The organism is Croceibacterium salegens (assembly GCF_009827435.1).
Classification (GTDB): domain Bacteria; phylum Pseudomonadota; class Alphaproteobacteria; order Sphingomonadales; family Sphingomonadaceae; genus Croceibacterium_B; species Croceibacterium_B salegens.
In genome coordinates this window covers 8424-21550 of the sequence record NZ_WTYM01000063.1, presented here as the reverse complement: position 1 = coordinate 21550, position 13127 = coordinate 8424, and the positions used below count along the sequence as shown (strand labels likewise).

General features: G+C 65.1%; 10 protein-coding genes and 1 tRNA gene. 5 read left to right on the top strand and 6 right to left on the bottom strand.

Annotated features, from left to right (window positions below):
* Positions 1-120 precede the first annotated feature (120 nt).
* From GRI89_RS17865 to recG, 3 genes are all read right to left on the bottom strand, one after another.
* Entirely contained in the window at positions 121-294 is a 174-nt protein-coding gene (locus GRI89_RS17865) for a hypothetical protein (RefSeq protein WP_201290975.1), read from the bottom strand.
* Between the two features lie 22 nt (positions 295-316).
* Positions 317-676 (bottom strand): hypothetical protein, encoded by a 360-nt coding sequence (locus tag GRI89_RS17565; protein WP_159798364.1) that lies wholly within the window; start codon positions 674-676, stop codon positions 317-319.
* A 260-nt stretch (positions 677-936) separates the two neighbouring features.
* Positions 937-2997 carry an ATP-dependent DNA helicase RecG gene (gene recG, locus GRI89_RS17560; protein WP_159798362.1) on the bottom strand — a complete coding sequence of 687 codons (2061 nt, stop codon included), beginning with the start codon at positions 2995-2997 and terminating at the stop codon, positions 937-939.
* Between the two features lie 463 nt (positions 2998-3460).
* Between recG and GRI89_RS17555 the strand changes: the two genes are divergently transcribed.
* On the top strand, positions 3461-3727 hold the full coding sequence (locus GRI89_RS17555) for an FAD assembly factor SdhE (RefSeq protein WP_159798434.1): 267 nt from the start codon (positions 3461-3463) through the stop codon (positions 3725-3727).
* A gap of 118 nt (positions 3728-3845) precedes the next feature.
* Positions 3846-7331 (top strand): transcription-repair coupling factor, encoded by a 3486-nt coding sequence (gene mfd / locus GRI89_RS17550; protein ID WP_159798360.1) that lies wholly within the window; start codon positions 3846-3848, stop codon positions 7329-7331.
* A gap of 77 nt (positions 7332-7408) precedes the next feature.
* Here the strand turns inward: mfd and GRI89_RS17545 are convergent, their stop codons facing one another.
* Together GRI89_RS17545 and GRI89_RS17540 are read right to left on the bottom strand one after the other, a co-directional pair.
* A complete protein-coding gene (locus GRI89_RS17545) occupies positions 7409-7798 on the bottom strand; it encodes a UrcA family protein (RefSeq protein ID WP_159798358.1) in 390 nt (129 codons plus the stop codon).
* Positions 7799-7898: 100 nt separating this feature from the next.
* Positions 7899-8597 carry a LytTR family DNA-binding domain-containing protein gene (locus tag GRI89_RS17540; protein WP_159798356.1) on the bottom strand — a complete coding sequence of 233 codons (699 nt, stop codon included), beginning with the start codon at positions 8595-8597 and terminating at the stop codon, positions 7899-7901.
* Between the two features lie 274 nt (positions 8598-8871).
* On the opposite strand from GRI89_RS17540, the gene GRI89_RS17535 reads away from it, so the two are divergent.
* Positions 8872-10686 carry a PDZ domain-containing protein gene (locus tag GRI89_RS17535; RefSeq protein WP_159798354.1) on the top strand — a complete coding sequence of 605 codons (1815 nt, stop codon included), beginning with the start codon at positions 8872-8874 and terminating at the stop codon, positions 10684-10686.
* A 15-nt stretch (positions 10687-10701) separates the two neighbouring features.
* Here GRI89_RS17535 and GRI89_RS17530 read toward each other — a convergent pair whose 3' ends face one another.
* Entirely contained in the window at positions 10702-11508 is an 807-nt protein-coding gene (locus tag GRI89_RS17530) for an EAL domain-containing protein (protein ID WP_159798352.1), read from the bottom strand.
* Positions 11509-11621: 113 nt separating this feature from the next.
* On the opposite strand from GRI89_RS17530, the gene GRI89_RS17525 reads away from it, so the two are divergent.
* The gene (locus GRI89_RS17525) at positions 11622-12410 is read left to right on the top strand and encodes an NAD kinase (RefSeq protein WP_159798350.1); all 789 of its coding nucleotides are present in this window, start codon (positions 11622-11624) and stop codon (positions 12408-12410) included.
* A gap of 86 nt (positions 12411-12496) precedes the next feature.
* Positions 12497-12571, top strand: a tRNA-Asn gene (locus GRI89_RS17520).
* Positions 12572-13127: the final 556 nt, after the last annotated feature.

The window sequence follows — 13127 nt, the reverse complement described above, 5'->3', positions numbered from 1 at the left end:
CTTCTGGATAGTCTTGCGCTAAGGGTGAATCCTGAGCGAGACGGGCGCCACACTCACATGGCTACGGAAGTGTCCGCCGCGCACTCAATGCGCGGCGGACGTCTTCCCGGGCCTCTGCGGCTAGTCGATGATGTCGACGACGGCGCCGACCGATGCGCCGACCGCGGCCCCCTTGCCGGCATCCCCGGCAACTGCGCCGATGCCTGCTCCGACGACCGCTCCCTTGGTTTCCGCACAAGCCGCAAGGGCGAGCAGGAGAGCACAGGAGAGGAATATCTTCTTGTGATTTCTCATGGTCATGGTTCCCTTCGTTAGTTTAGCGACTACGCTGGACGAGGCCCATCCAGATGACGCCCAGGACTGGCGTATTCATCCGTGAGGGATTGTCCTTGTACCAACGGTCGAGGACATCCTGGATGGACCTGATCGTGGTGGCGTCGGTGGCTCGCAGGTACCTGGTCAGCGGCGACGATTCATCGACCGCGCCCTTGCGGCGCTGGACCTCGTTGTAGACCGAGAGGGTGTTCGATAGGCCGATCAGGTAGGCCTGCTTCTCCGCGGTGCTCGACTTCACCCAGAGATTGCCGTCGATCTGCTTCACATCCGCCTGCGCCGGTGTCGACAGGGAGAGTCCCAGCGCGAGGGCTGGGAGGAGAAGAAGCCTCTTGGCTTGCATGGCTGTTCGTCTGTTAAGCATCTGCATACCTCCGTTCCATCTGGTCATGGTCGCCTTCGTGCGAGGAGCGGACGCATCCTGCCGAAGGAGTTTGGAAGGTTCGCAAAGCCGGGACGGGCAGTTCTTGACGGCTGGTCCGGGCAGAGCGTTCCTGCTGTGTCGCTCCTTCTCGACCAGATGATTATCGGCGCAGTCTCCGGCGCAAGTAATCGGCATTTACCCTAATCGCGCGGGGGCAGACGGGCGCCCGGGAGCTGTCGCTAACCGCCTCTGAGCAGTTGCACGCCCCAGTCGCGCTCGAACAGGTAGAGCAGGAGTCGCGCCGCCTCGCCGCGTTCACCGGTCAGCCCGCCATCTCGTTCGAGCAGGAGGCGGGCGTCGTCCTGTGCCATCTGCGCCATGCGCTGGGTTTGTTCGAGGTCGGCAACGCGAAAGCCTTCCTCACCGCTCTGCCGGGTGCCGAGCAGTTCGCCGCCGCCGCGAAGTTGCAGGTCTTCCTCGGCGAGGCGGAAGCCGTCCTGAGTTTCTCGCATCAGGGCGAGGCGCTGCTTGCCGGTCTCGCTCAGGGCATCGCCGCGCAGCAGCAGGCACACGCTCTTCTTGTCTCCCCGCCCCACGCGGCCGCGCAACTGGTGCAACTGGGCGAGCCCGAAGCGCTCGGCCTGTTCGATGACCATCAGCGTGGCGTTGGGGACATCCACGCCAACCTCGATCACCGTGGTGGCGACGAGCAGCTTCGCCTCGCCATCGGCGAAGCGCTCCATCGCAGCATCCTTCAGCTCGGGTCTGAGCTGGCCGTGGACCATCACCACGTCATCTCCGAAGCGTGCTTTCAGCGCGGTATAGCGCGCCTCGGCGGCGGCGATGTCGTCGGTCTCGTTGTCGCGAACCATGGGGCAGACCCAATAGGCCTGCGCTCCGGCATCGAGCTGCTTTGCCAACCGGTCGACGACCTCTGGCAGCCGCTCCTGCGAGACGACGACGGTATCGATTGCCTGCCGTCCCGGCGGCATCTCGTCGAGGCGACTGACGTCCATCTCGCCGTATTGCGCCAGTGTCAGCGTGCGCGGGATCGGGGTGGCGGTCATCGCCAGCGTGTGCGGCGCGCGGCGGCCCTTCTGCGCCAGCTGCAACCGCTGCGAGACGCCGAAACGGTGCTGCTCGTCGATCACCACCAGCCCGAGATTCCGGTAGCTCACCGCGTCCTGGAAGATCGCATGGGTGCCGACGACGATGTCGATGCTGCCGTCGAGCAGCCCCATCAAAATGGATTCGCGCGCCCTGCCCTTGTCGCGCCCGGTCAGCAGCGCGATTTCGACGCCGGTCGGCTTGGCCATGCGGCGCAATGTCTCGAAGTGCTGGCGGGCGAGGATCTCGGTCGGCGCCAGCAAGGCTGCCTGCGCCCCGGCCTCGACTGCGACCAGCATCGCTTCGAGCGCGACCACAGTCTTGCCCGAGCCGACATCGCCCTGCAGCAGCCGCAGCATCGGCGCTTCCTGGGCAAGGTCCCCCTCGATTTCGGAAATCGAGCGCTTCTGCGCCCCGGTCAGCGGGAACGGCAGGTCGAGCTTGCGGCGCCGCCGTCCGTCGCCCTGCAGCGGCTGGCCCCTGCGGCGGCGGTTGTCCGCCCGCACCAACAACAGCGCAAGCGCATTGGCGAGCAGTTCGTCGTAGGCCAGCCGGTCGCGGGCGCCCGCGTGTTCGCCCCGGTGCGCCAGCACCAGTGCGTCGCGCCAGCCGGGCCAGCCCTGCGTGTCGAACACGCCGGGGTCGATCCATTCGGGCATCTCGGGGGCGCGGGCCAGCGCCTGCGCCGCCAGCCCTGCGACCTTGGGCTGGGTCAACCCTTCGGCGAGGCGATAGACCGGCTCGACCAGCTTGCCGGTGAGCCCCGCGCTGGTTTCCGCAACGTGGTCGGGATGGACGATCTGCAGCATGTCGCCGTAGCGGTCGAGCCGCCCGGCGATCCAGCGCTTCTCCCCTATCGGAAGGGTCTTCTTCGCGGTGTAGCTGGAACGCCCGAAGTAGGTCAGCGCACAGACGTTGCCCTTCGCGTCCTGCGCCAGCACCCGATAGGGCCCACGATTGTTGCGCGAGGCGCGATGTTCGACCGGGGTCAACGCGATGACGATCTGCTCGCCCTCGCCTGCCTGGTCGAGATCCTCGACCGCATGACGCGTCACGAAGCGTTCCGGCAGGTGGTACAGAACGTCGCGAACCCGCGTCAGGCCGAGCTTGTCGAGCGGCTTCCTGAGCTTTGGCCCGACGCCTTCGAGGCTTTCGGTCTCTGCAAACAGCGGGTTGAGCCGGTCAGGTCGCATCCGGCTGGCTTAGACTTGTGTATCATTTCGATAAAGTATGGGGCGCGCGACTTACCCGAATCGCCAAAAATAATGCACACCATCTTCGAGGAATTGACCATAAAGTGGCAATCCTCAACGCTTCCCGGTTCGCCACGTGGGAGGGGACCGGAAACTCCTGTTGGGGGTGCTGATGCACATTGAGAACCTCGCCCCATTGCTCGGTATCTGGCCGATCTTCGTCCTCCTTGTCCTGCTCTTCGCCGGGATGTTCTTCTATGAGCGAGGCCGCAGGCAACAGAAGGACGACCAGATAGCCGATTTGCAGGAACGCTATTGGCTCAGGGAACTGGCCTGGCGCGCCAAGATGCAGGTGCGGGAACGCTTCCTGCCGAACCGATCCCGTCGCCTGAGCTACCAGCCGGCACAGTTCGAAAGCGATGACCGCATTGCCGCGCAGGGCGACGAAGACTATCCGGCTGGCATGGCCGACGAATTCAGGACCCGCCTCGCCCGCGCCAAATTTCGCGCCTGGCATCGCGGAACGCGCGAAGCCGACTTCACTATCGGCGGTTTCTACGACCGCTACCACGCCGAATGGGGCGAGGCCGAATTGACCTGGTTCGAGCACCTGCTCGAAGAGGACGACGTAAAGATTCTCGCCTGGGCAATGGGTTCGGCCGATGCACCGTCAAAATACGACGGCGAGCAGCTAACAGCCCTCAAAAAGCTGGATTTCGTCTCCATATAGACTTTGCAAATTGCGCCGAGACCTCCATGGCGCAGCTGCAAAAGGCTCGCCGGCGCCGCCCTTCCAGACTGCGTCGGCGGGTTTTCGTGCGTGCCCCGTTTGCAAGACCGGCGAGTAAATGCCTGACATTTCGCGTATCCTCTCCGCACGTTCCCCGCTGACTCTAGCATCGTTGGCGCGGGGTGCTCAGCCGCTGGTCATGGCCGACCTCGCTCGCGCATCGACCGGACGCGCGGTCTTCGTCGCGCCCGACGAGGCGGCGATGCAGGCGGTGGCCGATGCTGCTCGCTGGTTCGCTCCCGAGCTTGAGGTGCTCGAGTTCCCGGCGTGGGACTGCCTGCCCTACGACCGCGCAAGCCCGGCATTGACGGTCTCGGCGCGGCGGCTCTCGGCGCTGCACCGACTTCAGGCCGGCGAGCGCGGCAAGCAGCTGCTTGTCACCACGGTCAATGCGCTGACCCAGCGTGTGCTCACGCCGTTCCGCGTGCGCGAGTCCGTCCGTGAGTTGAAGCCCGGCGTCAGCATCGGGCATGAGAGCCTCGCCGCTCTGCTGCAGCGGCAGGGCTACACCCGCACCGACACGGTCATCGACAGTGGCGAATTCGCCGTGCGAGGCTCGATCTTCGACATCCACCCTTCGGGGCTCGAAGCGGGCCTGCGGCTCGACTTCTTCGGCGACGAGCTGGAAAGCCTGCGCCTGTTCGATCCCGACACCCAGCGCACGACCGAGGTGATCGACAGCCACCTGCTGCTGCCGGCGAGCGAGGCCCTGCTTGGCGAGGAAAGCATAAAGCGGTTCCGCACCCGCTACCGCGAACTGTTCGGGGCCACGGCGACGCAGGACCCGCTCTACCAGGCCGTCAGCGACGGACGCCGCCTCGCCGGGATGGAGCACTGGTTGCCGCTGTTCGAGGAGAAGCTGGCGACGCTGTTCGACCACCTTGCCCAAGGCGACATCGTCGTCGTCGACAGCGCGGCGATGGGCGCGGCCGAGGAGCGGTTCGGCGACATCTCCGACTACCACCGCCAGCGCAGCGAATCCGGTGGGCAGGCAGCGGGAAGCTACCGCCCTCTCGCCGAGGACGCACTCTACCTGTCGCACGACGAATTCGACCGCGCGATGGCTGCGTGGCCGGTGCACAAGGCCGATATCTTCGCCCAGCCGGACAGCGCCGGGGCGATCGACTTCTACTTCAGGTCGGCGCGTGATTTCACACCCGAGCGCTCGCGAGGGGAGAACGTCTACCAGGCCGCCGCAAAGCACCTCGACGCCGTCGCAAAGGCGGGCCGCAAGCCGCTGTTCGCCGCCTATTCGAAGGGTTCGCGCAGCCGCATCGTCTCGATCCTCGAGGAAGCCGGGGCAAAGGTCGCGCTGGCCGATACCTGGCAGGAGGCACTCGGCCTCGGCGCCAGGGGCCCGGTGGCGATGGTCCTGCCGCTGGACACCGGATTTGCGAATGAAGCGCTCGATCTGTTCACGGAACAGGACTTGCTCGGCGACCGTCTCGTTCGGCGGCGGCGGAAACGCAAGGACGCCGACGCCTTCCTCGCCGAACTGCAGGCGCTGAACCGCGGCGACCTCGTGGTTCACATGGAGCACGGCATCGGCAAGTACCTCGGGCTCGAACCGATCGCAGTCGGGCAGAGCCAGCACGATTGCGTGATGGTGGAGTACGCAGGGGGCGACAAGCTCTACATCCCGGTCGAGAACCTCGAGGTGCTCAGCCGCTACGGCTCGTCCGAGGAGGCCGTCCCGCTCGACCGGCTCGGCGGCGAAGGCTGGCAGAAGCGCAAGGCCCGGCTCAAGGAGCGGATCCGCGCCATTGCCGCCGAGCTTCTCAGGACCGCCGCCGCCCGCGCCTTGCGCAAGGCCACTGTCATCGAGCCCGAAGAGGCCAGCTACAACCAGTTCGTCGACCGCTTCCCGTGGGAGGAAACCGACGACCAGGACCGCGCCATCGACGACGTGCTCAAGGATCTCGGCGAAGGCAGGCCGATGGACCGCCTCGTCTGCGGCGACGTCGGGTTCGGCAAGACCGAGGTTGCCCTGCGCGCCGCCTTCGTCGCGGCGATGAGCGGGCAGCAGGTCGCGGTCGTTGCCCCGACCACCCTGCTCGCGCGCCAGCACTACCAGAACTTCACCGAGCGCTTCGGCGGCTTCCCGCTGCGCGTCGGGCGCCTCAGCCGCCTCGTCCCCGCCGCCGAGATGAAGTCCACGCGCGAGGCGCTGGCCGACGGGACGATGGACGTCGTCATCGGCACTCACGCTATCCTGTCCAAATCGACCGAGTTCAAGCGCCTCGGCCTCGTCATCGTCGACGAGGAGCAGCGCTTCGGCGTCAACCACAAGGAAAAGCTCAAGCAGCTTCGCGCCGACGTCCACGTCCTCACACTCACCGCCACGCCGATCCCGCGTACTTTGCAGATGGCGATGAGCGGCCTGCGCGAACTCTCGACCATCCAGACCCCGCCCGTGGACCGCCTTGCGGTTCGCACCTACGTGATGGAATGGGACGATATGGTGATGCGCGAGGCCCTGCTGCGCGAACACCACCGCGGCGGGCAGAGCTTCATTGTCGTCCCGCGCATCGCCGACATGGCCAAAGTCGAGGACTGGCTGCACGAGAACGTGCCCGAAATCCGCTTCATCTCCGCACACGGCCAGATGGGCGCGGGCGAGATCGAGCAGCGGATGAGCGCGTTCTACGAGAAGAAGTACGAAGTGCTGCTTTCGACCACCATCGTCGAGAGCGGGCTCGACCTTCCCAGCGCCAACACCATCATCATCCACCGCGCCGAGCGCTTCGGCCTCGCCCAGCTCTACCAGCTGCGCGGACGTGTCGGACGGGCCAAGCTGCGCGCCTACGCCTACCTGACCACCCCTGCCGACCGGCAGCTTTCCGAAGTGGCGGAGAAGCGCCTCAAGGTGCTCGGCGACCTCGACAGCCTCGGCGCGGGCTTCCAGCTCGCCAGCCACGACCTCGACATTCGCGGGGCGGGCAACCTGCTCGGCGACGAGCAGTCGGGCCATATCCGCGAGGTCGGATTCGAGCTGTACCAGTCGATGCTCGAGGACGCGATTCTCGCCGCCAAGGCCGGCGACATGGGGCTGGCCGAGGATCGCAGCGGCCTGTCACCGCAGATCACCGTCGATGCGCCGATCATGATCCCCGAGGACTACGTCCCCGACCTCGCCGTGCGCATGGCGCTCTATCGCCGCCTCAACGATGCCGAGCCGGGCGAACTCGAAGGCCTCGCCGCCGAGATGATCGACCGCTTCGGCCCGCTCCCGGCCGCTACCGCCAACCTCGTGAAGCTCATCGAAATCAAGCACCAGGCCATCGCCGCCAACATCGCCAAGATCGACGTCGGCGCGCGCGGCACGCTTGTGAGCTTCTACAAGGACGACTTCCCCGATCCCGTGGGCCTGCTGGCTTACGTCGATCGGCTGCAGGGCACTGCCAAGCTGCGCCCCGACATGAAGCTTGTCATCAACCGCGCGTGGGGCGACCCGCAGAGCCGCCTCAACGGCCTGTTCCAGTTGACCAAGGGCTTGAGCGGGATCGTCAAGCGCGCGGGCAAGAAGGTCACCCAGGCCGCCTGAACGAAAAAGCCGGTCCCCTCTCCCGAAGCGAGGGGACCGGCCGGGACCGGGCCGTGAAAAAAAGGCCCGAACTCAGGTCAGCGCGCGATGCGCACCGAGATATTGCTTGCCAGGATCGGCGCGTTGCCGGCCGCTGCGAGACGCGTGCGCTCGACGAGGTCGTCGACTTGTCCTGTCGCATCGCGCATCGCTGCGGCCCAGCAGTTGAACTTGTCGTTGGGATGAGCCGCCACGCCCAGGGCGCTGTCGCAGGCGGTATCCGCAGCATCGCGAACGCGATTCATCAGGGCCTTCTCGCCGGCGCGGGTCTGCAGATCGAATTCCGCCGTCGGAACCATGACCACGGCGCGAACCTCGGCCTTCCTGCTTTTCTCGACGACGGTGAGGGATTCACCGGCCAGCGTGGGTGCGGATATCGTCGCGGCAATGACCGGCACGAGGGCGGTCAGGAAATTTCGCTTGAGCACTTTTCAGTCCTCCAGTGTGCCTTGCAGGATAGAAAGTTACCTCAATAGAATTTGGGCGCATGTTTGTTTCGCCGAGCGGCAGATGTCGCTCCGTCGACGACTATCGGAACGATGAAGCGGAATCCTCGTTCGGCGAATTGGTCTCCAGGGCGGCCTTGAGGGCTGCGACCCGGTCGCGAGCGACCCGTTCACGGCTTCCATCGCACAGTTCGACGAACCAGCGGCGTTCTATCCGCTTGAGTCGGCGGATCGCCCCGACGCGAACGAGCTTCGAACGGTGGACCCGGGCAAAGCCGTGTTCGCCCAAGAGGTCGGAATAGGATTGCAGCGTGGCGTGCACCTGCCAGCTATCGCCTTCGGCATGGATGCGGACGTAATCGCCCTCGGCCACGATGCGGTCGATCGCGTTTCGCCGCAGTCCCACTTTGCCCTGCCCTTCGGGCACCCACACCACCACGTCCGGCGAGAGGTCGCGGAGCGGCTCGTCGCTGAACGAGGTTTCCTCTTTCACGATCAGTCCGGGATAGGGCCTCGTGATCGAGAGAAGCCAGCGATAGTACGAAGAGGCATTTATGGCAGCGACCTCGAGCACGAGATCGAACGCCCCGCTGGCTTCGACATAGCGGAAGACCAGCGGGCAATCGCAGAATTCCTGCTTCAGAGCGGCAATACTCTGCGGATCGCCATCCTTGGCGAACCCGAGACAAAGGATGATGAAGGCCCCTTGTTCGAGCGAGGGACCGGGGTCGGAGATTGCCTCACCGGCGGGAGAACCGATGATGGCTATCGTATCCTTCATTCGACTGCACCTCCCCAAGTGAGCACCAGTTGCAGCGTCCCTATGGCAGACAAGCCTATTACGGCTCCCAGTCAAAGCTCAGTTTGACGACGGGTGTAATCCAATCTGCGAAGTGGAACTTAAACCCGACGAAATGCATTCGGCGGCGGCCCGGGGCCGGCCATCGCATGCTGGTTCACCGCTCGCGCGCCGAATCGAAAGCATCGCCAGCGGCTGCGGAACAGCAACTATAAAACATTATGCGGTCGAGAATAATCGCAATATAACTTGAGGCATGACCAAGGAGGCGGGGTCGCAATTCCTGCCTGGACGCCTGCCAGCCGTCAGTGACCGCTGGAACAGATGGCTGCGCCCCGTTTGGTTCCTAGCCCTCACCTTCGCCATACTCTGGACGATCGCCGGTTCCGCCTTCGCATTTCGCGATGCCTTTTACTACGACGTGCCCTTCGCCCGCGCCGGCCTGACGACACGGCTCGAACAGGACGGGACAGTCTCCGTGCAGTCGATGACGGATGCCGAGGGGCTTTCCGCCGAAGTGGCGCCGCAATCCTACATCATCGCGATCGATGGCCAGCCCATCGCGCACGAGACGCGCTTCTGGACGCTGTCGGAACGCTTGCGGCGCCCGGTGGGCATGCCGGTATCGCTTAGCGTCGAGAGCCCCGACGGCGTGCGGCAGGACCTCGTGATACCCACATCCGATTCCTACCGCGCCTCGCTCGACAAGGCTTCGCCGGTGAGCCGCGGCACGCGCTTCGCCGTGCGGCTCACGACGTCGCTACTGACCTGCCTGACGCTCATTGCCAGCGGCGTCCTTTTGTACATGCGCCGTCCGCGCGATCCGGTGGCGCTGCTGTTCTCCTTCAGCTTCCTGCTTTACGCCGGAGTGATCGATCCACCGCTGCAACTGTGGGTCGCCAGCGGCCTCGGCCGTCCACTCGAAGCGATTTCGGCAGTTGCCTGGACGATGCTGATTCTCGGCATCGCCACCTTCCCGGACGGCCGGTTCGTACCGAAGTTCATGCGCTGGTTGCTCATTGTGGTCCCGCTGCTGGCGATACCGCAGGCGATCCGCGAGGTGCCCGAGTTACTGTCAGCGGTGATCGGCTACGTCCTGCCCGGCGTGCTGCTGCTGTCGCAAATCTATCGCTACCGCCAATACAAGGGCGGGCTCGAACGGCAGCAGATCAAGTGGGCGGCCTACGGCTTCGCCACCGGCCTCGCGTTCCTCGCGACGGTCTACATCACCTTTCCGCTGCTTTCGCCGGTCGATCCGAATTACCCGTTCTACGGGATGGGCTTGGTCCTGTTGTTCAACTTTGGGTACATCGCCATCGCCGCAGGATTGCTGGTTTCGCTTATCCGCTTCCGCTTGTGGGAAGCCGACCGCGTCATCAGCCGCTCCGCAATTGCCGCGGCGATCACGCTTGCCGTCGGCGTCCTCTGGGCGCTCGGAATGGATATGGTGAAGACGCTGGTCGAGGAAGCATTCGGCGACGACAGCGAACTGCTCGGCACCGCCGCCGGGGCATTGCTCGCCGCCGGAATCTTTGCCCCGACGCAGGCGCTGGCGCAGAAATGGGCCACCCGGCGACTGGACCGCGAGCTCAACCAGGCACGCAAGCTGGTCGACCGGCTCGCGGTCTGGCGCACGTCCGAAGCTCCCGAGGAGATCGGCCAGCGAGCCCTGTCGTCGATTGCCTCGGCGACGCACTGCGGTTCGGCTGCCATCCTCGTCGACACCCCGCGCGGACAGGTGGTGCTGGCCTCGCGAGATATAGCCGATCCCGACGCGCTGGCGGCAGCCGGCCAGCATCCCGAAACCGACGGGAGCTTCCCGATCGCGCTGCCGCTTGAAGACGAGGACGGGCCGGTGGGATGGCTGCTGGCCGGGCCGCGAAGCGACCAGAACCGCTACAACTCGCAAGAGATCGAGAGCTTTGCCCTCGTCACCGAGCCTCTCGCCGAAGCGCTGAGGACGTCGCGCAAGCGCGCGCACGAGAAGGAAAGCATGCAGGCCCTGCTCGGAACCGTGGAAGAACGCCTGGCGCGGCTCGAAGAAGGACCGGCGCGACCCAGTCCGGCGTAATGCGCGGATGCCGGCTCAGGCGCCGGCCAACCTCGCGAACTCGCTTGAAGGCATGGGTCCGGAACCAAGAAAGCCCTGCCACACGCTGCATCCTTCGCGGGCTGCAATGAAGCGCTGCGCTTCGGTCTCTACACCCTCCGCGGTAACCGACAGGCCAAGGGCATCGGCGAGCGCGACGATGCCGCGCAGCACCGCGAGGTCCCGCTGGTCCTCGGTCACGCCCTCGATCATGCTGCGGTCGAGTTTGATGGCATGGAGCGGGAGGCGCTTGAGGTAGCGGAAGTTGCAGAAGCCCGCGCCGAAATCGTCGAGCGCGATACGGATTCCCGCATCGGCCAGCACGGCGAGCCGCTGCGCGCCAAGGTCGATGTCCGAGACAAGCGCCTGCTCGGTGATTTCGAGCATGAGCCGGGTCGGATCGAAGCCGGCACTCTTCACAGCCGCGAGGATCGTTGCGGAGAAATCCTCTTCGGCGAGATCCATCGCCGTGATGTTGAGCGACAGGCGCAGGTTGTCCGGCCAGCCCGCCGCCATGGCCAGCGCGCGTTCGGCGATGTGCCGCGTCAGCCGTGCCGCCTGCCCGGCACGCATGGCGCTGTCGAACAGCGAATCGATGCCGATCTGGCCGAGTTGCGGGTGGTGCCAGCGCGACAGCGCCTCGGCCCCGACAAGGCTGCCGTCTGCACAAGAGAACTGCGGTTGGAAGAGTATCCCTACGCGCCCCTCCTTGAGGGCGGTCTCGATCTCTTCGACGTGACGCCCGCCTTTCGTGCGGCGGTCGACACGCATGCGGCGATCGGAAATCTGTGCCAGGGCTGTCATCCTCCCGTCCTTGCCGATTGCGCCGCCCAAGTCTGCCTCGCTCGCGCGCGCGTTGCAAATCGGGACGCCCGCCCATAGGTAAGCACCACCGGGAAGCAAGGAGCAGGCCGCCAATGGGCGAGAAGAACGAATTTGCGCGCCTGGCGATGGTCGCTTCGCCTGCCGAACCGGCGCAGGAGGCGGCGCGACATCTCGCCGACACGTTCGACTGGGCACCGCTGGGCGAAGCCGATGCGGTCGTCGTGCTCGGCGGCGACGGCTTCATGCTGCAGATCCTCCACCAGATGCTCGACGAGGGACGGGTTGTCCCGGCCTACGGCATCAACCTCGGCACCGTCGGCTTCCTGATGAATCGCTATCGCCAGAACACCAACCTGGCCGACAAGCTGGCCAAGGCTAGGCGCCTCTCGGTCACCCCGCTGCACATGACGGCGATCACCCAGGACGGCGCGCGGCACGAGCACAATGCGATCAACGAAGTCTCGCTGCTGCGCGAAACTCGCCAGACGGCAAAGATCGAGGTCGAGGTGAGCGGCAAGACGCGCATCCCCGAACTCGCCTGCGACGGCGTGCTGCTGGCGACGCCCGCCGGGTCGACTGCCTACAACCTTTCCGCCAACGGCCCGATCCTGCCGCTCGGCTCGAACCTGCTGGCGCTGACCCCGATCAGCCCGTTCCGCCCGCGCCGCTGGCGTGGGGCGATCCTGCCCGACAAGTCCGACGTGGTGTTCCGCGTGCTCGAACCCGACAAGCGCCCAGTCGCCGCGGTGGCCGACCAGAAGGAAGTGCGCGATATCGCCGAAGTGCGCCTGAAGATCGCGCGGGAGCAGGAGCTCACGCTGCTCTTCGACCCCGGTCACAGCCTCGACGAGCGCATCGTCAGCGAACAATTCGTCGCCTGATTCCGGGCTTCGTCGACAATTGCTCCGGACGGGCTTGCCAATCCAGAATCGCGCTCATATAGGCGCACCCCTGCCCTATGGGCTGCTCCCCGATAGCTCAGCGGTAGAGCATTCGACTGTTAATCGAATGGCCGTAGGTTCGAATCCTACTCGGGGAGCCAACTAGTCAAGGCAATATATTGAAATGATGGAGATTTTTCTCGATGCGAGAAAGACGCTCCCCCAAACGTCCCTTCATGTGGATTGAAAAAGCACTCTTCGGAATGCCAATCTGCGGCCAGTTTGGGCGCACTCGCGCGCCACTTCAGATCAGCGCGGCAAGGAGTATTATGCACGCGCTGCCCCGAGGACAAGAGGGACAATAAGGACAATTGGTCCGCTTCCACGCCTTTCCGCTCAAAACCTGCCATTCCGCTAACCGACCCAATTGCGGTCATCAACGGTGCTTGAAGGTCCAACTTCTGTCTTTGCCCGGTTCGCCGTTGAACAGGTATTGGATTTCATCAATTGCGCCGTCTGGCCAAACCACGAGTTCACTCTCGTTGGTGAAGTCGACTTGGATAGCATCGCCGGCTAGTGGGGCAGCCTCGACTCCGAAGCGATCGCATCGATGCTGGATGGCGTCTTGGCTTCAGACGCCGCGACGACTCTCGATGTTCGGATCGATGCTGCCATCCGCCGAACGGGCCGCGCGGTCCACGTCGTCCATGACAACGG